We start from the raw sequence: 22,861 nt of genomic DNA, 5'->3' as shown, positions 1-22,861 counted from the left end.
TCGTAGAATTCCTTGTCCTGTGAGCCTCAACTTCGTCTAATTTCCGCCTTGCGGCTCGTCAATCGACGAGTTTTCTGTCTGTTCATGTCTCTTAGGTTCTTAATCAATCGTTTGATTGAAACGATATGAAAGATAATATTTCCGGGGAAATTCGGATGTATTCCCGGAAGTAAGTTGTCGAGACACGACTGTCGAATTACCTGATACAATGATAAAACAAATTCAATATGAAACTTTTTGCAACTGGTAGCGTAAACATTATAAGTGAATTCATTTTTTTACTTATAGTAAAGGTGGGGAAGTAAATGCAGGAGGAAAAGAAACGGATTTTGAAATTAGTTCAGGAAGGGAAATTATCAGCTGATGACGCGTTGGCTCTGCTGGCAGAATTGGATAAAGCCGAACAGGAAAGCGGAAAAAAAGAAGAAAGCCTTGTACATGAGCTTGCAACAGTAACTAAGTTTGAAGAATCTGACGAAAAATCTCATGATTCCTTTCAGAAAAAAATCCACTCTTCAAAAGACAAAGTCATCGATTTTATCGATAGCGCCATCAAAAAAATGAAGGAAGCCGATTTGGATTTTAACTTTGGAGCTTCCATAGACATTGCCCATATATTCCAGCAAAATCAGACCTTCTTTAAAGAAATCAACATTGAAATAGCAAACGGAAAAGTTAATCTTATCCCTTGGGATCAGCAGGATTTGCGGGTAGAATGCCAAGCGAAAATATACAGGGTAAACAATCAGGATGAAGCGAGAAGCATCTTTTTGCGGGATGTCCTTTTTTTAGCAAACGAATATAGCTTTCAATTCGCTGCAAGACAAAAGTCAATGAAGATCGAAGCGAATATCTATGTACCGAAATCCCATTATGACCAAGTGAGTATAAGGATATTCAATGGTTCTATAAGCGGAAAAAATCTGCAGTTTGAAAAAATGAAGGCAAAAACAGCTAATGGAACGATTACTTTCAACCAGCTTTCCGGTGAAAAAGCCGAGTTTGAAACCGGTAACGGGGCAATTACGGTTGAACATGCACATTTAGAAAAAATCGAGGCTGAGACACTTAACGGTTCGATTGTTACTGATGGTTATTTTAATAAAATAGATGCCCAATCTTTTTCAGGTGATATATCCTGCGACTTTCCAGGCCGTCAGGGAGACTATATTCATGCAAAAACCGTAACCGGAAAAATATACGTGAACCTGGAGTCAGGTACGGCTGTTCATGGAGAGTTAAAGTCCAATATCGGCAGTTTGCATGTGAACCTTCCGGGTATTGAAGTTGTAGAAGAAAAAAATGAAGTGGTCCAAAAGGTGCTTACGTTTAAAACTTCACGTCCCGATGAACCGGCACTGCATATTTTTGCTGATACCAAGACAGGTTCTATAACAATCAACTAAATTAGAAAACGCAAGCCCTGGAAGTAAGGAACATCGACTAAGACCTGCCACATCGATATGTCTTACGTCGATGCCAGCCCATCCAGGGCAAGTCCGGCAAAGGGAAACTGCTTTGCCGGACTTTTTTTCTAGATAATCGTGCTCTCAAAGCCAGCCGCTTTTAATCTTTTTACAAGTTCTTCGGCATTACTCTTGCTCTTGAATGCACCTGTCTGAACACGGTAAATGGGCGTATTCCCTTGATTTTCGGAAAGTTCAGGTCGGAAATGCTGAACAATGCTCTTGACAATCGCTTTCGCGCAGAGCTTCCGATAATCTTCGGAACGGAGGAGAGACGCTTCATGGCGGTTTGTCATAAAGCCGCATTCGACAAGAACAGCAGGACATTTTGTTTCGCGAAGAACATGGAAATTGCCTGTTTTCACACCGCGGTCTAAAAGGCCAGTCAAGTCTGTCATATTATTTTGAATTTTTTTCGCGAGAGAAAAGGACTCTTTCGGTTTTGTTTCGTACACGAACGTCTCGATTCCGCCTGCATCGTTCCAAGAGCCATTTCCAAATGCGTTTGCATGAATGGAAATATACACATCAGCTTTTAGCGCATTTGCCTGGTCGGTTCTTCGGCGAAGGGGAATGTCCTCGCGATCGGAATGAGCAAAGTAGACCGTAACTTCTGCATACTTGTCCAGCAAAGATTTAGCTTCGGACGCGACGGCGCGATTAAATTCATACTCCCGCATCCCATCGGGTGTGCGTTTTCCAGGCGTCTGATAACCGTGGCCCGAATCTAGCATAATTTTCATTATCGTTCCTCCTTTCCATAAAATTGTTGTAAAGCGTTGTCTCGTCCATATCATATAAATGAATGCGTAATAAGTAGCGTCTTTATTAAGAAATGTTCATATAGGGCTTATTAGAATATGTAAGGTATATCTTGTCAGAATGTTTTTTGAACTGCTTTATTTGGTTCTTTCACAAAAAATGCTAAAATAGAGAAGGAACTTTACAATCAACTCCAATGGGAGGAATTACATAAATGGCTAAAGTACGCGTAAAAGATGTCATCGATACATTTCATTTAGAATTGATCAGCGGGGAAGAGGGGGTCAACAGACCAATTGTGACCAGTGATTTGTCGCGTCCGGGACTTGAGATTGCCGGCTTTTTCGATTATTATCCGGCTGAACGACTTCAGTTGCTTGGGATGACGGAGATGAGTTTTTACGATAAGCTGAGTGAACCGGAACAAAAGATCAGAATGGAACAGCTTTGCCGTGATATCACTCCAGGGATTATCATTACCCGCGGCCAGGATATCCCCGTAGAATTGATTCAGGCATCAGAGCGTGAATCGGTGCCGGTCATGAGATCGAACATGAAGACAACCAGATTGTTCAGTCACTTGACAAATTTTCTCGAAAGTAAGCTGGCTCCTACTACTGCGGTACATGGGGTTTTGATTGATATTTACGGAGTGGGTGTCTTGATTACCGGGAAAAGCGGCGTTGGTAAAAGTGAGACCGCTCTTGAACTGGTGAAAAGGGGACACCGGCTTGTCGCCGATGACTGTGTTGAAATCAGGCAGGAAGATCAGGATACGCTGGTTGGCAATGCTCCTGAGTTGATTGAGCATCTGCTGGAGATTCGTGGCCTTGGGATCATTAACGTCATGACGTTGTTCGGGGCGGGGGCGGTGCGCAGCAATAAGAAAATATCGCTCGTGATCAACCTTGAACTATGGGAAAAAAATAAGCAGTACGACCGGGTTGGACTGGACGAGGAAACGATGAAAATTATTGACACGGACATCACAAAATTGACTGTGCCTGTCCGGCCCGGGCGGAACCTGGCGGTTATTATCGAGGTTGCAGCGATGAACTTCCGATTGAAGCGGATGGGCGTCAACGCGGCTGAGCAGTTTTCGAGCCGCTTAAACAATGCCATCGCCGAGGGAGACCATGAGGAACTATAAACTACACATCGATATTAAGAAACGAGCGAAAAGAGGGAGTTTGAATGGAAGAAGGAATAAAGCCTTTAAATCCGATTGCCTTTGAATTGGGATCGCTTCAGGTACATTGGTATGGTTTGATTATCGGTACCGGTGTGCTGCTTGCGCTTTATCTGGCTGTAAGGGAATCAGAAAGAAGAGGGCTCAACAAGGACACGTTTGTGGACTTAATTTTATATGCAGTTCCTATTGCGATTGTCAGTGCTAGAATTTATTATGTGTTATTTGAATGGGATTATTATAGCCAGAATCCCGGGGAAATCATCGCCATTTGGAATGGTGGAATTGCTATCCATGGAGCACTCATTGGTTCTGTTGTGACCGCCATCGTGTTTGCCAGGATTAAAAAGTTGTCTTTTTGGAAAATCGCTGATATTGCGGCGCCAAGTATCCTGTTAGGGCAGGCAATTGGGCGTTGGGGGAACTTTATGAATCAGGAAGCGCATGGAGGGGAAGTCAGCAGAGCGTTTTTGGAAGGTCTTTTTCTTCCGGATTTCATCATTAATCAAATGTACATAAACGGTGCCTATTATCATCCGACTTTCTTATATGAATCTGTCTGGAATATTGTCGGGGTTGTCATTCTAATTCTATTAAGGAAAGCCAACCTGCGTCAGGGAGAACTTTTTCTTGGCTACGTCATTTGGTATTCTATTGGACGTTTCTTTATCGAGAGCCTTCGTACAGACAGCTTAATGCTTACGGAAACACTTCGGATCGCACAGGTAATCTCGGTTGTCTTACTAGTAGTCGCGGTAGGTTTAATAATTGTCAGAAGAATGCGTGGCTATGCCGATAAGAGATATTTAGAATCATAAAGCATATAGCAGGCAAGGGGGAAGGGAAATGACGAAGGAATCTGTTAAAAAGGGACTGCTTGCCGGGCTTCATACGACATGGACACTGGGGAAAGTCATTTTCCCCGTCACACTCATTATTTCAATACTTCAATATACACCCGTGCTGGGCTGGATTACGACAATCATCGCTCCATTGATGCATCTGTTTGGACTTCCGGGAGAAGCAGCGATCCCGCTTGTACTCGGTAATTTCTTGAATCTATACGCCGGGATTGCTGGAATATTGACGCTCGAACTCTCAGTGAAAGAAGTATTTATCATTGCCGTTATGCTTTCTTTTTCCCACAATTTGCTGATTGAATCCGGCGTCGCCATGAAAGTCGGTGTCAAGCTTTGGATGATCCTCGCGGTGCGGATCGGCCTTGCGGTGATTTCGGCTATTGTGATCAACCTTGTCTGGAACGGCGGGAGCGAAACAGCACAGTACGGTTTTGTAAGTAGCGCTGCACCGGAGTTGGAGGGTGCTGGAGCTATCGTTTTGTACGGGATTGAAAAAGCGCTTGCGGGGATTCTTCAGCTGGCGATCATTGTGATTCCGCTTATGGTCATTATTCAAATTATGAAAGATTTGAAATGGCTTGATGCCTTTTCACGGCTGCTCGCCCCATTTATGCGGGTTCTTGGAATGAAACCTAACGCTTCAATGACGCTCGTGGCCGGTTTGACGATTGGCCTTGCATATGGTGCGGGCGTGATGATTCAGGCAGTTAAAGAAGACAATGTAAGCAAAAAAGATATCACATTGGCATTTATCTTTTTGGTCGCCTGCCATGCCGTTGTGGAAGATACCTTGATATTTGTTCCCCTGGGCATTCCTGTCTTGCCGTTATTACTTATTAGGCTTGCTGTTGCTTTAATATTAACGATAACGGTAGGGTTCTTATGGAATCGTGCTGATATTACAAGAAGGAAGGAAGCCACTTATGGGCAATAAGATTACAACATTACTTTTTGATTTAGACGGAACACTGATTAATACAAACGACTTGATCATTGCTTCTTTCACGGAAACACTGAATTATTATTATCCTGGTCAATATACACGGGAAGATATCTTGCCGTTTATTGGGCCATCTCTCTATGAAACTTTCCATTCAATCGACAAAGAACGGGTGGAGGAGATGATTGCCCGTTACCGCGAGCACAATATTAAAAATCATGATGTGATGGTTACACAATATGAAGGCGTGTATGAAACGATAAGGGTTTTGCATGAAGAAGGATATAAGCTTGGCATCGTTACGACAAAGAAACGCGATGTTGTATTAAGAGGACTGAAGCTCAGCAAGCTCGATGAGTTCTTTGAAGTGATTGTCACGTTGGACGATGTTGAGAACGCCAAACCGGATCCGGAGCCTGTACTAAAAGCGTTACATCTTTTAGGATCATCTCCATCGGAGGCGATCATGGTCGGTGATAATCATCACGATGTTCTTGCTGGAAAAAACGCCGGGACACTGACTGCGGGTGTGGCTTGGACAGTAAAGGGCCGTGAATATCTTGAAGGCTTTGAACCGGATTATATGCTTGATCACATGGGCGACTTATTACGGATTCCCGAGGCTTCACGAAAATGAGACGCACCGAAAGGCATTTTGTCGAGGGGGCAAATTCGTTATGGCATGTTTATAAAACAGTGCCGTTCTGGAAGGTTGTCAAAAACTTCATCGTGATCCAACTGGCGCGGTATACGCCATTTTTAGCGACGAAAAGCTGGCTGTACCGCACATTTCTGAGGATGAAGGTCGGCGAGCAAACCTCATTTGCACTCATGGTCATGCTGGATGTCATGTTCCCTGAAAAAATCTCGGTCGGGCGGAATTCGGTAATTGGATATAACACTACGATTTTGGCGCATGAATATTTAATCAAGGAATATCGTCTGGGTGAGGTCCACATTGGTGACGAGGTGATGATTGGCGCCAATTCAACGATTCTGCCGGGAGTAACGATTGGCAACGGTGCGATCGTGTCGGCCGGTACCCTCGTTCATAAAGATGTGCCGGAAGGAGCTTTTGTCGGAGGGAACCCGATGAGAGTGATTTATACGAAAGAAGAAGTAGCACAGCGGGGACTATTGGAGTAAAAGAAAAGGATTTGCCTTTGTTGGGCAAATCCTTAATTTTTTTCAGCAAATAAGATGGATAGTTGATCTTTTAATGTAGTCATTAGATCTTCCAGTGAAACATCATCACGATTCGCTGTAGATTCATATGTGCTTTGGAGCAGCTGAAAAAAGCTCTCTTGTTTTTGTTTGTCCATTATTCTTCCTCCAAAATAATCGATGCTACAAATGATAGTTTCCCTGATTGGTAGTCTTTCAAACATATATCAACGAAAATTAGAATATCACAGAAAATAGAAATATATCAACGAGATTCAGGAAATATCACCGAAATTGAAAATATATCAACGAAATTTGAGATATATCGCCGAAAATAGAAATATATCACCGAAGTTTGAAATATATCAACGAAATTCAGGATATATCACCGAAAAGGTGAATGATCTGCAAAGACTGCCGCTTCAGCAGCCTTTGCAATTCAGTTCAGTTCTGTTTTCAATAAATCAGCGACTAAAACATAACGTTCTGGTGCATCGCCGATGAAGTTAAATGGATAACAGGTCGTAACGGTCAGCGTAGCCTTAGGCTTCGGAACGATCACGGTCCGGTCGTCCGCATCTACAATGCGCACTTTCCTGACCTTATAGGTAAACGTTCCGGCTTCTGTTTTCGCTACAAGTAAGTCACCTTTGCCTACTTCACCTAGCTTGCGGAAAACCGTGTCTCTGTGGCCTGATAAGACAGAGTTGTCTTTCTCGCCGGGGAGAACCGACTTCGCGTAATGGCCAACCCCTTTTTCCAATTCGTCTTCATCTGTGCCGTGATAGATGGGCAGGCCTTTCTCAAGCTTAGGGATATAAAGCTCTCCTACCACATCCCCTTTTTTCGGACGTTCCGGATAAAGAACGCCTTCTTCTTTTTCTTTATCCTTCTTTTCACTAGAAACTGTGCCGCTCTTTTGTGGCTTGGTCTCAGCTGCAACATCTGGCTTATTAAACTTATAGATTGCATACCCTTTAATAAAAGTATAAGCGTTGGTTGTCGTAAAATAGAAACCGCCGCAAAACAGCAATACTGCACAAACAATAAGCGCCGTCTTCTTTTTTGAATGCTGTTTTTTATTCGTTTTCATCTTATTTAACAGACCCTGCTTTTTTCATGAATACAACGGATCCGCCAATTAGAAGCAGTCCCATTAGCATTCCAGCCATATAGTCACCGGCTGTTTTCGGAAGCTTGCCGCCTTTTTCTGTCTTTACTGGTGCAGTTTGTGTTGCATCCTTGAGGTCATCTCCGACATCTTCTATTAGGTCGTCATTAAACATTTCAGGAGTGATGATTAAATCCAGAAGTTTCTCTCCTGTATTAAGAGCGTAAACATTTACCTTTAATACAGTATCCTTGCTTAACTCATCCAGCTGCAATAATGCTTGAAGAGATAAATCTGTCTCTGTGCCATTTTGGACAAGCGCATATGAAAATTCCACTTGGAAGATTTGTTGTATTTCTTCATAGATGGCTAACATCTCGGCAATCTCTTCTTCTGAAATATCATCAATGGACTCAAATTCACCGACAGATAATAAGTCTTCGGCAAGCAGGTTCAGTTCTTCTAATGCACTCGTAATGTCTGTTCCTTTACGAACATTATTTACATGATCATAGAATTTATAAAATTCTTCCTGGGTGATACTTAATTCATCCAAGGTTTCTTTCAAATCTGCGTAGACCTCTGGTTTAAGAGTTTCATAATCTTCATCCGTAAGGGGTTCTTCTAGATAGAAGTCCAACTCGAAAGTGAAATGGAAATATTCAGCATCCAAAATACTTTGGCCTTCTTCTATTTCACCACTTTCTATTAAAATGGTTGTAAGTTCTTCCTCTGTAATACCATTTTCTTCTAAATAGATATCAAGATTCGCACGTGTAAGTGGGTCCCCTATTTCTTCACGCAACGCATCAATGGACTCATAATCTTGATAGTTAAGATCATAATCTTCTAAATATATTAGGAACTCTGATTTAGTCATAGTACCAGCTAAATAATCATTCAGCTCTTGGTCAGAAACAGCAGCAAAAACAGGGATACTGGACATGAGCACGATAACGCTACTTATAACAATCATCAAAAACTTTTTCATCTTAATCCCCCTTGTTCTCTATGAATAATATCTACTAGAAGATTATAATCGATTTACAGAAAAAGGAATAGAGTAATATTTGGAATTTTTTTAAAAATATACTCGTAAAATCGGCTGTTGAATGTAACTGCCCTTGACTGAAAAAGTCATCAAAGGTAAACTATTTTATAACTTCACTTTATTAGCGAACTAAAGCGTTTTGAAAAATTCTTTCTTTTTAATAGGAAAAAGATTGTGCAATGAGAAATAATAAAATAGAAGCTATTAATGAAATAAAAAGGACGTGTCGCAGTGACTAAGCCATTTATGTTTGAAAAACCACTCGGAATGAGAGACACTCTTCCGCTTTTATATGAGACAAAAGCAGTCATTCGAAATAAGATGAGCGAGGAAATGAGTAGGTGGGGCTATCAATTTATTGAAACGCCTGCCTTGGAGTTCTATGAAACGATTGGGGAGGCTTCGGCGATATTGGATGCTCAATTGTTTAAGCTCCTGGATCAGCAGGGAAATACCCTTGTACTGCGTCCCGATATGACGGCGCCGATCGCGAGAATGGCTGCTTCCAAGTTATTAAAGCAGCAAACTCCGATCCGCCTGGCGTACTCTGAAAATGTCTATCGCGCCCAGCAAAGAGAAGGCGGTAAGCCGGCAGAATTTGAGCAGATTGGCATTGAATGCATTGGCAACGATTCAATTAGCGCAGATGCAGAAATTATCTCTTTATTGATCTCAGCGCTGAAGGCAGCTGGACTGGATGGGTTTAAGGTTTCTATCGGACATATAGGCTTTCTGCAGGAATTGTTTATCAGCATTCTCGGTAATGAAGAAAGAGCCGCAAATTTGCGGAAGTTTTTATATGAAAAAAATTACGTGGGCTACCGGGAACATGTAAAATCCCTTCCGCTTTCTTCTATTGATAAGCAAAGGTTGATACAGTTCATTTCGCTCCGAGGCGGAGAGGAGTCCATAGACAGTGCCCTGAAGCTCCTTGAAAATGACAAGGGCAAAAACACTTTATTTGAATTAAAAGAATTACTCGCCCAATTAAAAGAGTTTGGCGTCGAACAATATATTAGCTTCGATTTAACGCTTGTCAGCCATATGAGCTATTATACGGGGACACTGTTTGAAGTGTATGCCGCGGAAATCGGATCGCCGATCGGCAACGGCGGCAGATATGACAGCCTGCTTCAAAAATTTGGCTGGAATGTGCCGGCAACCGGTTTTGCGATCCGGATGGATCAATTGGCCGAAGCACTAGGAGAATTGAAAAGCGGGGGGGAACCGATTGAATGCGTTCTATTTTCCTCTGAATATCGAAAAGAAGCGCTCGCTTATGCGCAGAAAAGACGTCTTGAAGGAAAAAGAATAACGATTCAGGATTTAAATGCGGTTCAAAATGTGGATTCGTTTACCGCCACATTCTCTAAAGTGCAACACTTCATTGGCAAAGGAGGTAACGAAAATGAGTAGCTTTTTAACGATTGCGATGCCAAAGGGAAGAATTTTTGAGGAAGCGGTAGAGTTATTAAGAAAAGCGGACTTCCGGTTGCCTCCGGAGTTTGATGATTCCCGGAAATTAATTCTTGAGGTAGAGGAGGAAAACCTCCGCTTCATGCTGGCGAAACCGATGGATGTCGTTACCTATGTCGAACACGGTGTGGCGGACATCGGAATTGCCGGAAAAGATGTTATGCTGGAAGAGGAGAGGGACGTATATGAACTCCTCGATTTGAAAATAAGTGCCTGTTACTTAGCGGTTGCGGGACTTCCTGGCACAAAGCTTAGTGATGTCGCTCCGAAAATTGCCAGCAAATATCCGAATGTGGCCTCCGGTTATTTTCGTGAACAGGGGGAGCAGGTAGAAATCATTAAATTGAATGGTTCCATCGAATTGGCGCCATTAATCGGCCTCGCTGACCGAATCGTCGATATTGTATCGACAGGACAAACGTTGAGGGACAACGGTTTAGTCGAATACGCCAGAATCGCGGATGTTACATCTAGACTGATTGCGAATCCAGTGAGCTACCGGATTAAAGAGCAGCGAATAACGGAAATTGTCGAGCGGCTTACGCCGGTTATTGAATCGTTGACCGAGAATAAATGACTTGGAGGTGAGAGTATGAAAATTGAGAGATATACGGAAGGGATATCCTTGAAACGATCGGTTGACTCCGGTACAGAAGAGCAAAGGAAGACCGTTCAGGAAATCATTTCAGAGGTAAGAAATAACGGCGATTCGGCTTTGTTTACATATACGGAGCGTTTTGATGGAGTAGAATTGTCTGGACTTAGGGTTACCAATCATGAACTAGAAGAAGGCATGGCGGCACTTGGCGAAGAATATATCGAAATTATTCGTGAAGCGGCTGCGAATATTCAATCCTTCCATCAAAAGCAGCAGCGCAATTCCTGGATGACGACGGATGAAACAGGAAGTATGCTCGGCCAAAAGGTTACGCCACTTGATGCGGTCGGAGTTTATGTTCCCGGGGGGACGGCTGCTTATCCATCATCTGTTTTGATGAATGTCATGCCTGCGCTCGTTGCCGGAGTAAAGCGGATTGTCATGGTCTCACCACCTGGAAAAGACGGCAAGCTGGCCCCAGCCGTACTCGCTGCTGCAAAAATAGCGGGTGTCACAGAGATCTATAAGGTAGGCGGTGCACAGGCAGTTGCGGCCCTTGCGTATGGAACGGAATCGATTGAGAAGGTCGATAAGATTGTCGGGCCTGGAAACATTTATGTAGCGCTGGCAAAACGGGAGGTATTTGGCGACGTAGCCATTGATATGATCGCCGGTCCCAGCGAGATCACGGTTCTTGCAGATGAGACAGCGATAGCCTCGGAAGCTGCCGCAGATTTGCTTTCGCAGGCAGAGCATGACCCGCGGGCATGCAGTATATTGGTAACAACTTCACAAAAATTAGCAGAGGAAGTTTCTCTTGAGGTGGAAAGACAGCTTGAGTTGCTTCCGCGCCGGGAAATCGCAGAACAAGCGATTGTCGATTACGGACGGATAATTCTCTGTGCCGATATGAATGAAGCGATTGATGCGGTCAATGGGCTGGCACCGGAACATCTGGAAATCTTGACTGTAAAGCCGTTGGAAGTGATGGCGAAAATCCGCCATGCCGGTGCGATTTTTCTTGGGCGATACAGCACAGAGCCGGTGGGAGATTACTTTGCCGGACCGAATCATGTGCTCCCGACGAATGGGACAGCCAGGTTTTCGAGTCCTTTGAACGTCGATGACTTTCAAAAAAAATCAAGCATCATTATGTATAGTGAAGAAGCGTTTAGGGCTAACTCTGCAAAAATTGCTTCTTTTGCCCGATTGGAAGGCCTTGAGGCTCACGCCCGGGCCGTTGAAGCAAGGAAATAACGGGACGGGTTTTCTATAAATACGGGTTTTGAGGGTTCTTATATAGGAGGTATGACAAGATGGAACGAGTTGCTAAAATAGAGCGGAATACAAATGAAACAAAGATAAAATTGGATTTTTCGATAGACGGGGAAGGCAAGTCTGTGATTGAGACGGGCGTTCCCTTCATGACGCATATGCTCGATTTATTCACAAAGCATGGGCACTTCGATATGACCGTCGATGCTAAAGGTGATATTGATGTAGATGACCATCACACGACTGAGGATATTGGGATATGCCTTGGCCAGGCCCTTGTAAAGGCGCTTGGTGATAAAAAAGGAATCAGGCGCTACGGGAATGCTTTCGTACCGATGGATGAAGCTTTAGCTCAGGTTGTTGTTGACTTAAGCAATCGGCCTCACTTGGAGTTCCGTGCTTCTTTTCCATCGCAAAAAGTGGGAACCTTCGATACGGAGCTTGTGCATGAATTTCTCTGGAAGCTAGCGCTTGAAGCGAGAATGAACCTGCATGTAATTGTCCATTACGGCCAGAATACACACCATATTATTGAGGCGATTTTTAAAGCGTTGGCTCGCGCTCTTGACGAGGCAACGTCGATTGACCCGAGGGTAAAGGGGATTCCTTCGACGAAGGGAATGTTGTAGATGATTGGCATTATCGATTACGGCATGGGTAATTTGTTTAGCGTTAGCCAGGCATTGGAGCGGCTTGGTACGGAATGGTTCATTTCCGATAACCCCGAGGAGCTTGGAAATGCTAGGGGACTCATCCTGCCGGGTGTCGGTTCCTTTAAAGATGCGATGACTTTGCTTGACAGACAGGAATTGACAGGGTTTATTAAAGATTATGCAAACAGTGGCAAGCCCTTACTTGGGATTTGCCTTGGGATGCAGCTGCTATTCGAAGAAAGTAAAGAGAATGGTTTGTCCAAAGGGCTTGCTTTGCTGCCTGGAAAGGTTGTCCGCTTTCCTGGAACAGATGGCGAAGGAGAACGCTATAAAGTTCCGCATATGGGGTGGAACCTGCTAAATTTTAAGAACGACTCAGAATTGCTCAAAGGTCTTAAAGAGGATTATGTATATTTTGTCCATTCCTACTATGTGAAAACAGCAGAAGAAAGTGTAGTTAAAGCTTCCGCCCGCTATTATGAAGAAGTTCCCGCAATAGTTGGCAAGGATTCAGTGTATGGCATGCAATTCCATCCTGAAAAAAGCGGAGAAATGGGGATATCACTTTTAAAGAGTTACCTGGAACTAGTGGAAAGGAAGGTTAGCCGATGAGCAATTTCACCATCTATCCAGCAATTGATATGCGCGGGGGGAAATGCGTCCGCTTGATTCAGGGAGATTATAATCAGGAAACCGTTTATGGTGATTCTCCCTTTGATATGGCTAATAGCTTTGCAGATCAGGGGGCCGAATGGATTCATATGGTTGACCTGGACGGTGCTAAAGCAGGTGGACGCGTGAACGATGCATACGTGATTCAGGCGGCTAAGCAATTATCTGCTAAGATCCAGATTGGCGGCGGCATCCGGACAGAAGAGGATGTTGCCTATTATCTTGAAAATGGCATATCACGAGTAATCCTAGGCAGTGTTGCTGTCTCGGATCCGATTTTCACAAAGGAAATGATCCGAAAATACGGGAAGCAAATCGCTATCGGAATCGATGCGAAGGATGGAAAAGCGGCAACACACGGTTGGCTGCAAACATCTGAGACCGATGCATATGAGCTTGGGAAAGCGGTCGCTGATGCCGGGGCGGAGGTATTTATCGTAACCGATATTGCAACGGATGGCATGTTGTCGGGCCCGAATATAGACGGAGTTGTTCGGATGGCAGACGAAACGGGAAAGCATGTGATTGCATCAGGTGGCATTAGCGGTCTTGAGGATTTAACCACACTGAAGGCTGTCCAGTCACATGGAATTATCGGGGCAATTGTCGGGAAAGCGATTTATTCGAATCGTTTCACGGTTAAAGAGGCATTAGAAAAGGTGCGTGGTTAAATGCTTACTAAACGAATCATTCCCTGCCTCGATGTAAAAGAAGGACGTGTCGTAAAAGGGATTCAGTTCGTGTCGCTTCGGGACGCAGGTGATCCAGTTGAGCTCGCCGCTTTTTACGATCAAGAAGGAGCAGATGAACTGGTTTTCCTTGATATTTCAGCATCGCATGAAGGCAGACAGACGATGGTTGAAGTTGTAAGGGCTGTTGCAGCAAGCCTGGCAATTCCGTTTACCGTAGGCGGGGGAATCAACTCGCTTGAGGATATGAAGCGGATTTTGCGGGCGGGAGCTGATAAAGTTTCCTTGAACACAGCCGCCGTATTGCGTCCGGATTTAATAGATGAAGGAGCTGGCTATTTCGGCTCTCAGTGTATCGTCATTGCGATAGATGCCAAATATGACGAATCGATTGGCACCTGGAGAGTTTATACACATGGCGGCAGACAACCGACGGAGCGGGATGTGATTAGCTGGGCCAGGGAAGCGGTTGACCGGGGAGCCGGCGAAATATTGCTGACGAGCATGGATAATGATGGCGAAAAAAGCGGCTTTAATTTAGACTTAACGAAAGCAGTAAGCGAGGCGGTAACGGTCCCGGTTATTGCATCGGGCGGAGCCGGAAACGCTGAACATTTTGAAAATGCCTTTAAAGAGGGGAAAGCGGATGCTGCGCTTGCCGCGTCCATTTTTCATTATAAAGAGACTTCGGTTAAAGAGGTAAAAACGTTTCTTAAACACCAAGGAGTGGTAGTGAGATGAATATAGATAACGTCAAATTTGATGAGAATGGCTTAATATCTGCTATCGTTCAGGATGCGGACTCAAAGGAAGTCCTAACTCTTGCGTATATGAACAAAGAATCACTTCAGCTTTCGCTTGAGAAAGGGGAAACCTGGTTCTTTAGCCGCTCAAGGAATGAATTGTGGCATAAAGGAGAAACGAGCGGTAATACCCAGAAAATCGTTGAAATGAAATTGGATTGTGACGGTGATGCTTTGATTGTCTTAGTCAAGCCGACTGGGCCAGCCTGTCATAACGGCACGACAAGTTGCTTTACAGAAACAGTGTATCAAACGGATAACGCTTCTGATAATCAAACCGATGCCACCTTCTTATCAGAATTAGAGGCATTGATTGCCGAACGAAAGAAATCGCTGCCGGAAGGTTCATACACCACCTATTTATTCGAAAAAGGAATCGATAAAATCCTGAAAAAAGTCGGAGAGGAAGCAGCCGAGGTCATTATTGCCGCTAAAAATAGAAGCCACGAAGAATTGTCTTTGGAAACAGCGGACTTATTATACCACTTGCTTGTATTGCTTCAAGAACAAGAATTGCCTCTGGAATCCGTACTAACGGTTCTTAAGCAAAGACACGCCGTAAAAGAATAAAGACGGGAAGGAGATAGAACTCTCCTTCTCGTTTTTATTTGAATGGTGAATATTTCGCTTAGATGTTTTTTCATTTAAATAAAATCAACTCTTAAGGTGTACATTGCGAAGTTTCATAGCTAAATGAGGTTTATAAGTCCAATGCTTTTTTCCAGATGGGGTTTTGTAGTTTTTGATTCATTTCAGCCGCCCATTTTTGATATGACCAAGATGAAGGGTAACTCATATTTGTGTTAATTTCAGTATATAGACGTTTTGCTTCCTCCAAACTTATAAATTCTTTTTGTTCCAAAATAAAAAGAATTCTAGCAAAGTTCAAAGGGACTACATGTTGTTCCATTATTTCAAATTCCTTTCGATTGTTTGAAATAACAATGGGAATTTGCATAGCAAATGAATAGCCTACACAATGAGCTTCGCCGTTATCAATGAAGGCAGCTACTTCTCGTGCTTTTATGGAAGCTGTTCTATTAAATATCTCGTATTCTTGATCTTCGGTGTTTACATATATGTTTTTTAAATTATGATTTTTTCTTACAAGAAAAACAACCTCTTTGTTCTTATATTGTAATTCCCTCATAATTTGCCTGGGAACATATATCTTTTCAAATAATGTCTCAATAATATGTAAATTCCCAGTTTCAAATAGGTGAATCAATAAATCTGTATCAGAAATAGCCGCAGACAATTTCATCAGGAATTTTTCTCCTTATTGTGTTTTGTTACAATGGATTCAAAATTCTCAACACCAGCATATTCTAGCAGACTTTTAAGTCGTCCTTCAGAAATTTTATTATTGGAGAAATTATCAATTGCGAAATCAACAAACTTTCTTGAAACATATCGTTCATTAGTTGCAAGAAGGAGATCGATTTTATATCCACTTTCCTTTGTCAGCGTTTGTAGTAATTCCTTATTCTCAATTGTTCCATATTCGGTAAGTTTTAAATAAGCTTTTTCATTGATTAATCCCAATTCAAGGCATCTTGTAACCATTGCCCGGTAACTAACTTTGAAAGTTTGATGAAGACGGATAGTATGATAAACATCCATTTCCTTAGAGCCAACTTCTTCTAGAAAGCTACTTTTGAGGCGATCTTCCGGCATTAGCAGTTCCGCTGCGAAAGTTTGGGCCAATTCCTCATTGCTATTATCGTCTCTTTTTAACAATTTATTTTTTTTTAATTTTTCCGTATCAAAGTACACATGATACAGTTCGTGAGCAGCCGTGTAGCGTTGATGGCCAAGTGAATATGCAGAGTTAATAAATACAACAAAGTGATTGTCTATATAGCTGCAGAATCCGGAGAATCTTGCTTTTCCTTCTGAATTTTTATATGGAGACTTTATAAGTAATGCTTTTTCTTCAATAACATCGAATATATCCGTTATCCCTAATAGAGCGATTTCCAGGCTTACTTGTCGTGCCATTTTTTTAGCATCTAAACGTTTTTTTTCACCTAAGAATTGAGGGATCTCTGTAGCCTTCTTTTTATTCATATTTTCACCACCATTTATAGACTAGGCTAAAGCCCTTGAATTATTTTTTCCTGTCCGATGAATGCAGCAGCTATCATTTGTAGGTCTTCCAAAAACCATTCATCTTCCTGATCTAACTCCTCTTTTTGTCTAAACAATGTAATTAAATCTGTTTCTTCTTCTTGATGCAAGAACGTGTTAATGTCTAATCCTAATACATCCATGATGGCGTTCATTTCAACGACATTAATAATTCTTTTGCCTTTTTCTATATTGCTTATGACTTCTCTACTCAAAGGAAGCCCTTTTTCTTCTAATTTTTTTGAAAGTTCTTCTTGGCTCCAATTTAATGCTTTCCTGCGGAAACTAATCTTTGAACCAATCTCTTGATTTAACATTAGAACCCCTCCTTTTGTAATATTATAACACATTTTTTGTTTTTTATAATCGAATCAGATAAATTTTGTAATAAATAATTACAAAGATATAAAGTTGATTTTAAACTAACCGAGCTCACTATAATGAGCAATAGAACATTTTTAATAAGTTATACACACAATTTTTCCCTACAACCCCTGTGGGTTCTCAAAGTTACGCAAACCCCATCCGTTATGGTATACTACTATAGTTAAAGAACTTGAAGATGGAGGATTTCATGAGCAAAGACTCTAAGCTTGGCAAGCCAGCCAAAATACTATCATTTCACCCGACAGGAGAATACTATTTCGCCAAGGGTTTAAAAGCATATCATAGACATGATTTATATAAAGCAAGGAAATACTTCGAAAGAGCGCTTGAGCTGGAACCCGCTGAACCGATGATTGCGTGTCAGCTTGCGATTACTTGTACGGAAATCGGCGAATACAGCCGCTCTAACCATTTGCTTCAGAACATTTTGGATGTAATTGATCCATATATGACAGAATGCCATTACTTTTTGGCTAATAATTATGCTCATTTGGGTATGTTCAAGGAAGCGTACCGCCATGCGAGTGCGTACCTCGATAAAGAAGAAGATGGGGAATTCAGCGAAGATGCGGAAGACTTGCTCGATTTAATCACTTTTGAGGCTGATGAAACGGAAGAAAGCCTTGCGGAGCAAGACGGGTTGATTTTTAAGCAAGAGGAAGCCCGTGAATATCTGGAGGCAGGTAATTTTCAGAAAGCGATTGAAGTGCTGAATGAAACGATTAAAGAGCATCCGGAGTTTTGGTCTGCTTATAATAACCTGGCCCTCGCTTACTTTTATTTAGGGGAAATAGAAGAGGCTTTCAGTACCTTGGAGGACGTTCTTGCTAAGAGCCCCGGCAATCTGCATGCCCTTTGTAATCTGACAGTATTCCATTATTATCGGAAAAATGATGAGAAGGTCGAAGAATTGGTGAAGGGTCTGGAAAAAATCCGCCCCATTTTAGTAGATCACCGCTTTAAGCTTGGAGCTACCTTTGCTTTAGTCGGGAAGTATGCCCTCGCCTATAGGTGGCTACGGCAGCTGCAAAAGCAGGGATTCGAAGGTGACGGGTCGTTCTATTACTGGCTTAGTAATTCAGCCTTCCATTTAGGACATGAAAGCACCGCGAAACGGGCATGGAAAAAAGTGCTGGAAGCCAATCCCGAAAAAGAAGGGTTGGAGCCGTGGAGCGATGCGAATTCTGCAGTTAATGGCTTTGAACACCATCTTCCTTCGATTATTAAACGGCTGGAAAGCGAGTTTATCGAAGAGAGGCTGTTTGCGATCTTTTTAACGAAGCATTCCAATCAAAAAGAGCAGGTGTTTAACCATCCTTTATTCCAAAAAAATCCGCTCTTTACAATGTTTGAAAAGGAATACGCTGCGGCCGTTAAGGGTAGTGCCAAGGGAAGAAAGCAGTCAGCGATTGATTTTGCTGACCGGACAGCGGAAATGCTGTACCATCATTTTCAACCTGTGCAGCATACAGAGGCTGGGCTGTACTTAATGTGGTTCTCCGTATTTGTAGAAGCGGAGAAAGCTAACCTTAAGCTGACGAACCCCGCAGGATGGGCGGCTGCGCTGGAATATGTATGGCAAAGACTTCGCAATGAAAGAAAAACACAGCCGGAAATCGCGGAAAAGCATTTCATATCGGTCTCTACTCTTTCCAAGTACATCAAATCAGTCAATACTCTGCTTCAATGAGCAAATATTTGGACTAGGATTTATTTGTTATATAGGATAGTAGGTAGGAAATACTAGTAAAAGAAAACTGTAAAGAGCTAGTGGAAATGATTGAATGAAGGAGTGAACATCATGACTGAAGAAAAAATTTATGATGTAATTATAATCGGTGCCGGACCCGCAGGTATGACAGCCGCTGTCTATACCTCCCGCGCAAACCTTTCAACATTGATGCTTGAACGCGGCGTTCCGGGTGGTCAAATGGCGAATACGGAGGAAGTGGAAAACTATCCCGGATTCGATCACATTTTAGGACCTGAGCTTTCTACGAAGATGTTCGACCATGCGAAAAAATTCGGAGCGGAATACGCGTATGGCGATGTAAAAGAAATCATTGATGGCGAAGAATATAAAACGCTCGTTGCTGGCTCAAAGGAATATAAAGCCCGTTCCGTTATCATAAGCGCTGGTGCAGAGTACAAGAAAATCGGTGTGCCGGGTGAAAAAGAACTGGGAGGACGCGGTGTTTCGTATTGTGCGGTCTGTGACGGAGCTTTCTTTAAGCAAAGGGAGCTAGTTGTTATTGGCGGCGGGGATTCTGCCGTGGAAGAAGGCGTATACCTGACACGTTTCGCTTCAAAAGTAACCATTGTGCATCGCCGGGATGAGCTTCGCGCGCAAAAAATTCTTCAGGATCGTGCGTTTGCAAATGAAAAAATTGATTTCATCTGGAATCATACAATCAAAGAAATTAATGACAAAGACGGAAAAGTCGGCAGTGTAACGCTTGTTAACACGATCAATGGCGAAGAACAGGAATTCAAAGCCGACGGTGTGTTCATTTACATCGGAATGTTGCCATTGACAAAACCGTTCGTAAACCTTGGAATCACAAACGAAAATGGCTATATCGTAACCAACGAAAAAATGGAAACGAAAATACCTGGGATTTTTGCGGCGGGAGACATCCGTGAAAAAACGCTTCGCCAGATTGTAACAGCCACAGGTGACGGCAGCATCGCTGCTCAAGCCGCGCAGCATTATGTGGAAGAAGTACAAGAACAGATTAAATTACAAGCTTAATAATTCGTAACTCTGTTTTAATTATGCTGTAACATATGTGAAATAAAGATTGGGTATAGTAGATATAGAAATTGACCCCCTTTAATAAATATAACCCTTGGCTGGCACGGACAAAAGTCCGTGCCTATTTTTTTGCGAATAAGAGCAAAATGCCCTCTACTCGCTACAAAATTGAAATCTTCGCTACGAAATCTTAAACGGGTTACAAATTAAGATTCTCGCTCCAAAAATCCTCAACTGGGCTACAATCAGCAGGATACTCGCTACATTATTTGAAGGTTCTACCACGAAGTCTGAGACTGGTTCCTTTAATCGGCCAATTTTCTCTAAACTTGCATCAAACCAGTATTTGTAATCTGTCAGTCTTTGTTCATTGTGGGTGGTTTGCAAAAATAGTATAATAACATGAATACATCTTGGTCTTTTGCTTATTGCAGATACTTTGTTCATGATAAATTACGTTTTAGACGCCGAGTTCGGGCGACCAGAGGTGAAGGAAATGCAGCGTGTAACGAATTGTGTTTTGATTAAGGATGATCAAATCCTGCTATTAAAAAAACCGCGTCGCGGCTGGTGGGTCGCGCCGGGTGGAAAAATGGAACCGGGAGAATCAGTAAGAGATGCCTGTATCCGGGAATATCGCGAAGAAACCGGAGTATATATAAAGAACCCTGCCATTAAAGGAATCTTTACCTTCATCATAAAAGAGGGAGATAAAGTTCTCAACGAGTGGATGATGTTCACCTTTCTGGCAACAGAGGCTGACGGAGTGAATGTTGATCAGTCTGATGAAGGGGAACTATTCTGGCACCGTGTGGAAGAAGTGAGTAAGCTTCCGATGGCAGAAGGAGATCATCATATTTTGGAATATATGATTCATGGAAACGGCATCATTTACGGGACGTTTACATATACACCTGATTTTGATTTGATTTCGTACAGACTGGATCCAGGTTAATTCAAAATAGATGCTGCTTGCTCTTTTGATAGGGGGAAAAGTGAAATGAGTACAGGTTCGGTAAGCGGAACGCAATTAGTGATTATTACGGGGATGTCAGGTGCCGGTAAAACGGTAGCGATTCAAAGTTTTGAAGATTTAGGGTTTTTCTGTGTCGATAATTTGCCGCCGACGTTACTGCCGAAATTTCTTGAGTTAATGAAGGAATCCGGCAATAAGATGAATAAAGTGGCCCTTGTTATGGATTTGCGTGGACGTGAGTTTTTTGACCATTTATTTAAGGCGCTCGACAATCTCGCGGAGACTTCTTGGGTTACCCCGCAAATTCTATTTCTGAACGCCGATGATGAGGCCCTTGTCCGTCGATACAAGGAAACAAGACGGACGCACCCGCTTGCGCCTTCAGAGCGTCCTCTTGAGGGTATTCATCTCGAACGCAGCCTGTTAGAGGAACTAAAGGGGCGGTCGCAGACGATATACAATACTTCAAAATTAAAACCAAGAGAATTGCGAGAAAAGATTTTAACGGAGTATGCTAACGGAAATAAACCTGTCTTTTCAGTAAACGTTATGTCATTCGGCTTTAAGCATGGACTACCAATTGACGCCGATCTTGTTTTTGACGTTCGCTTCCTTCCGAATCCGCATTATATTGAACACATGCGTCCGAAAACCGGTCTGGATGAAGAAGTGTCAGGCTATGTTTTAAAGTGGAATGAAACGACCAAGTTTTTAGAGAAGGTAACCGATTTGCTAAGTTTTATGCTTCCCCATTATAAACGGGAGGGTAAGGCGCAGCTTGTTATCGCGATTGGATGTACAGGCGGACAGCACCGTTCAGTAGCGCTCGCTGAGTATATTGCCAAATATTTTGAAGACGATTATGTGACACATGTTTCTCACCGTGATATAGAGAAGAGGAAGAGCAAAATTGATACCAAATAAAACTCAACAGCCAAGAATCGTCATAATTGGAGGAGGCACCGGCCTCCCTGTTTTGCTGCGAGGGTTAAAAAAATATCCGGTTGATATCACGGCAATTGTTACGGTAGCGGACGATGGCGGCAGCTCGGGCCGATTGAGGAACGAGCTGGACATTCCTGCACCCGGTGATATCCGTAATGTGCTGGCGGCCCTATCCGACGTAGAGCCGCTTGTTGAACAGATGTTTCAGCATCGTTTCAAAAGTTCGAACGAGCTTACCGGACATTCCCTTGGTAACCTGATCATTGCGGCCATGACGTCGATCACAGGTGATTTTGTCCATGCGATCCAGGAAATGAGCAAAGTACTCAATGTCAGGGGTAAGGTTCTTCCGGCGGCCAATCAAAGTGTGATTCTTAACGCTGAGATGGAGGATGGCAGTGTTGTAACAGGAGAATCAAAAATCCCGGATTCGGGGAAGAAGATTAAAAGGGTTTTCCTGTCACCCATTGACATTCAACCACTGCGTGAAACCATTCAGGAAATTAAACAAGCTGACCTGATCGTCATCGGTCCGGGTAGCCTATATACGAGTATCCTTCCAAACCTGTTAGTTCCCGGTCTTGGGGAAGAGGTTTGCAAATCAAAGGCAAAGAAGGTTTACATTTGTAATTTAATGACCCAGGCAGGGGAGACCTTGAATTACACAGCCAGCGATCATGTGAAGGCGATTTATGATCATATGAGCTGTCATTTCATCTCAAGCATCCTTGTAAACAATGAAGCCATTCCGGATACGGTCTTGCGACGGTATAAGGAAGAGGATGCCCAGCCGGTCCGGTTTGACTTAGACAGTTTAACGGATCTTGGTTTAGATACCGTGGTAGATAAAATATATAGCTACGACCGTAATGCAATCCGTCACGATACAAAAAAAGTAGCGCGGATTCTATATAATATGCTTTTAGATGAAACCAACCGTTGATTAAATCGTATAAAAC

26 protein-coding genes are annotated in these 22,861 nt (G+C 42.8%); 19 read left to right on the top strand and 7 right to left on the bottom strand.

The genetic code is table 11. The features are described from left to right. Positions 1-305: 305 nt before the first annotated feature. Positions 306-1,406, top strand: a complete 1,101-nt coding sequence (locus LQ216_RS05150; protein ID WP_230127348.1) for a DUF4097 domain-containing protein — start codon at positions 306-308, stop codon at positions 1,404-1,406. Between the two features lie 128 nt (positions 1,407-1,534). Here the strand turns inward: LQ216_RS05150 and LQ216_RS05145 are convergent, their stop codons facing one another. Continuing rightward, positions 1,535-2,209 carry an N-acetylmuramoyl-L-alanine amidase gene (locus LQ216_RS05145; protein WP_230127346.1) on the bottom strand — a complete coding sequence of 225 codons (675 nt, stop codon included), beginning with the start codon at positions 2,207-2,209 and terminating at the stop codon, positions 1,535-1,537. Between the two features lie 233 nt (positions 2,210-2,442). On the opposite strand from LQ216_RS05145, the gene hprK reads away from it, so the two are divergent. From hprK to LQ216_RS05120, 5 genes are read left to right on the top strand one after another with little or no spacing between them, the layout of a single operon-like run. Beyond that, on the top strand, positions 2,443-3,378 hold the full coding sequence (gene hprK, locus LQ216_RS05140) for an HPr(Ser) kinase/phosphatase (RefSeq protein ID WP_230127344.1): 936 nt from the start codon (positions 2,443-2,445) through the stop codon (positions 3,376-3,378). 44 nt (positions 3,379-3,422) lie between these two features. Further along, positions 3,423-4,235 carry a prolipoprotein diacylglyceryl transferase gene (gene lgt / locus LQ216_RS05135; protein ID WP_230127343.1) on the top strand — a complete coding sequence of 271 codons (813 nt, stop codon included), beginning with the start codon at positions 3,423-3,425 and terminating at the stop codon, positions 4,233-4,235. A 28-nt stretch (positions 4,236-4,263) separates the two neighbouring features. Then, positions 4,264-5,211, top strand: coding sequence for a nucleoside recognition domain-containing protein (locus tag LQ216_RS05130; RefSeq protein WP_230127341.1), 948 nt, complete (start codon positions 4,264-4,266; stop codon positions 5,209-5,211). Beyond that, positions 5,201-5,854: a pyrophosphatase PpaX gene (ppaX, locus tag LQ216_RS05125; RefSeq protein WP_230127339.1), complete on the top strand. Its 654-nt coding sequence runs from the start codon at positions 5,201-5,203 to the stop codon at positions 5,852-5,854. The genes LQ216_RS05130 and ppaX overlap by 11 nt, the downstream gene beginning before the upstream one ends. Beyond that, a complete protein-coding gene (locus LQ216_RS05120; RefSeq protein WP_230127337.1) occupies positions 5,851-6,363 on the top strand; it encodes an acyltransferase in 513 nt (170 codons plus the stop codon). Before ppaX ends, LQ216_RS05120 begins: the two co-directional genes overlap by 4 nt. Before the next feature lie 32 nt (positions 6,364-6,395). Here the strand turns inward: LQ216_RS05120 and LQ216_RS05115 are convergent, their stop codons facing one another. The 3 genes from LQ216_RS05115 to LQ216_RS05105 all read right to left on the bottom strand — a co-directional run bounded on the left by LQ216_RS05115 (position 6,396) and on the right by LQ216_RS05105 (position 8,483). After that, positions 6,396-6,539: a hypothetical protein gene (locus tag LQ216_RS05115; RefSeq protein ID WP_160118383.1), complete on the bottom strand. Its 144-nt coding sequence runs from the start codon at positions 6,537-6,539 to the stop codon at positions 6,396-6,398. Positions 6,540-6,820: 281 nt separating this feature from the next. Further along, a complete protein-coding gene (locus tag LQ216_RS05110; RefSeq protein WP_230127335.1) occupies positions 6,821-7,474 on the bottom strand; it encodes a class D sortase in 654 nt (217 codons plus the stop codon). Position 7,475: 1 nt separating this feature from the next. Continuing rightward, positions 7,476-8,483 (bottom strand): processed acidic surface protein, encoded by a 1,008-nt coding sequence (locus tag LQ216_RS05105; RefSeq protein ID WP_230127333.1) that lies wholly within the window; start codon positions 8,481-8,483, stop codon positions 7,476-7,478. A 291-nt stretch (positions 8,484-8,774) separates the two neighbouring features. On the opposite strand from LQ216_RS05105, the gene LQ216_RS05100 reads away from it, so the two are divergent. The 8 genes from LQ216_RS05100 to hisIE are packed head-to-tail and all read left to right on the top strand — an operon-like array spanning position 8,775 to position 15,279. Further along, positions 8,775-9,959 carry an ATP phosphoribosyltransferase regulatory subunit gene (locus LQ216_RS05100; protein ID WP_230127331.1) on the top strand — a complete coding sequence of 395 codons (1,185 nt, stop codon included), beginning with the start codon at positions 8,775-8,777 and terminating at the stop codon, positions 9,957-9,959. Beyond that, the gene (hisG, locus tag LQ216_RS05095; RefSeq protein WP_230127329.1) at positions 9,952-10,596 is read left to right on the top strand and encodes an ATP phosphoribosyltransferase; all 645 of its coding nucleotides are present in this window, start codon (positions 9,952-9,954) and stop codon (positions 10,594-10,596) included. The genes LQ216_RS05100 and hisG overlap by 8 nt, the downstream gene beginning before the upstream one ends. 15 nt (positions 10,597-10,611) lie before the next feature. Further along, positions 10,612-11,874, top strand: a complete 1,263-nt coding sequence (gene hisD / locus LQ216_RS05090) for a histidinol dehydrogenase (RefSeq protein WP_230127326.1) — start codon at positions 10,612-10,614, stop codon at positions 11,872-11,874. Positions 11,875-11,933: 59 nt separating this feature from the next. Then, positions 11,934-12,521: an imidazoleglycerol-phosphate dehydratase HisB gene (hisB, locus tag LQ216_RS05085; RefSeq protein ID WP_117306943.1), complete on the top strand. Its 588-nt coding sequence runs from the start codon at positions 11,934-11,936 to the stop codon at positions 12,519-12,521. Next, positions 12,522-13,157 carry an imidazole glycerol phosphate synthase subunit HisH gene (gene hisH, locus LQ216_RS05080; RefSeq protein WP_230127324.1) on the top strand — a complete coding sequence of 212 codons (636 nt, stop codon included), beginning with the start codon at positions 12,522-12,524 and terminating at the stop codon, positions 13,155-13,157. Further along, positions 13,154-13,888, top strand: a complete 735-nt coding sequence (gene hisA, locus LQ216_RS05075) for a 1-(5-phosphoribosyl)-5-[(5-phosphoribosylamino)methylideneamino]imidazole-4-carboxamide isomerase (protein ID WP_230127322.1) — start codon at positions 13,154-13,156, stop codon at positions 13,886-13,888. Before hisH ends, hisA begins: the two co-directional genes overlap by 4 nt. After that, on the top strand, positions 13,889-14,647 hold the full coding sequence (gene hisF, locus LQ216_RS05070) for an imidazole glycerol phosphate synthase subunit HisF (RefSeq protein WP_230127321.1): 759 nt from the start codon (positions 13,889-13,891) through the stop codon (positions 14,645-14,647). Continuing rightward, entirely contained in the window at positions 14,644-15,279 is a 636-nt protein-coding gene (gene hisIE, locus LQ216_RS05065) for a bifunctional phosphoribosyl-AMP cyclohydrolase/phosphoribosyl-ATP diphosphatase HisIE (RefSeq protein ID WP_230127318.1), read from the top strand. The genes hisF and hisIE overlap by 4 nt, the downstream gene beginning before the upstream one ends. A gap of 130 nt (positions 15,280-15,409) precedes the next feature. On the opposite strand, the gene LQ216_RS05060 is transcribed toward hisIE, so the two are convergent. From LQ216_RS05060 to LQ216_RS05050, 3 genes are read right to left on the bottom strand one after another with little or no spacing between them, the layout of a single operon-like run. Next, positions 15,410-15,973 (bottom strand): hypothetical protein, encoded by a 564-nt coding sequence (locus LQ216_RS05060; protein WP_230127316.1) that lies wholly within the window; start codon positions 15,971-15,973, stop codon positions 15,410-15,412. Continuing rightward, positions 15,973-16,779, bottom strand: a complete 807-nt coding sequence (locus LQ216_RS05055; RefSeq protein ID WP_230127314.1) for an ImmA/IrrE family metallo-endopeptidase — start codon at positions 16,777-16,779, stop codon at positions 15,973-15,975. The genes LQ216_RS05060 and LQ216_RS05055 overlap by 1 nt, the downstream gene beginning before the upstream one ends. Before the next feature lie 26 nt (positions 16,780-16,805). Further along, positions 16,806-17,156: a helix-turn-helix transcriptional regulator gene (locus LQ216_RS05050; RefSeq protein WP_230127312.1), complete on the bottom strand. Its 351-nt coding sequence runs from the start codon at positions 17,154-17,156 to the stop codon at positions 16,806-16,808. A 257-nt stretch (positions 17,157-17,413) separates the two neighbouring features. On the opposite strand from LQ216_RS05050, the gene LQ216_RS05045 reads away from it, so the two are divergent. The 5 genes from LQ216_RS05045 (at position 17,414) to LQ216_RS05025 (ending at position 22,845) form a co-directional block, all read left to right on the top strand. Next, a complete protein-coding gene (locus tag LQ216_RS05045; protein ID WP_230127310.1) occupies positions 17,414-18,916 on the top strand; it encodes a tetratricopeptide repeat protein in 1,503 nt (500 codons plus the stop codon). 111 nt (positions 18,917-19,027) lie between these two features. Further along, positions 19,028-19,978 carry a thioredoxin-disulfide reductase gene (trxB, locus tag LQ216_RS05040; protein WP_230127309.1) on the top strand — a complete coding sequence of 317 codons (951 nt, stop codon included), beginning with the start codon at positions 19,028-19,030 and terminating at the stop codon, positions 19,976-19,978. A 499-nt stretch (positions 19,979-20,477) separates the two neighbouring features. Further along, positions 20,478-20,936: an 8-oxo-dGTP diphosphatase gene (locus tag LQ216_RS05035; RefSeq protein WP_230127498.1), complete on the top strand. Its 459-nt coding sequence runs from the start codon at positions 20,478-20,480 to the stop codon at positions 20,934-20,936. 45 nt (positions 20,937-20,981) lie between these two features. Then, positions 20,982-21,881 carry an RNase adapter RapZ gene (gene rapZ / locus LQ216_RS05030; protein WP_230127307.1) on the top strand — a complete coding sequence of 300 codons (900 nt, stop codon included), beginning with the start codon at positions 20,982-20,984 and terminating at the stop codon, positions 21,879-21,881. Then, positions 21,868-22,845 (top strand): YvcK family protein, encoded by a 978-nt coding sequence (locus LQ216_RS05025; RefSeq protein WP_290369225.1) that lies wholly within the window; start codon positions 21,868-21,870, stop codon positions 22,843-22,845. Before rapZ ends, LQ216_RS05025 begins: the two co-directional genes overlap by 14 nt. Positions 22,846-22,861 lie beyond the last annotated feature (16 nt).

This window comes from Bacillus sp. CECT 9360 (genome assembly GCF_918741275.1).
Lineage (GTDB): Bacteria > Bacillota > Bacilli > Bacillales > DSM-1321 > Peribacillus.
This window is presented reverse-complemented; position numbering and strand designations above follow the sequence as displayed.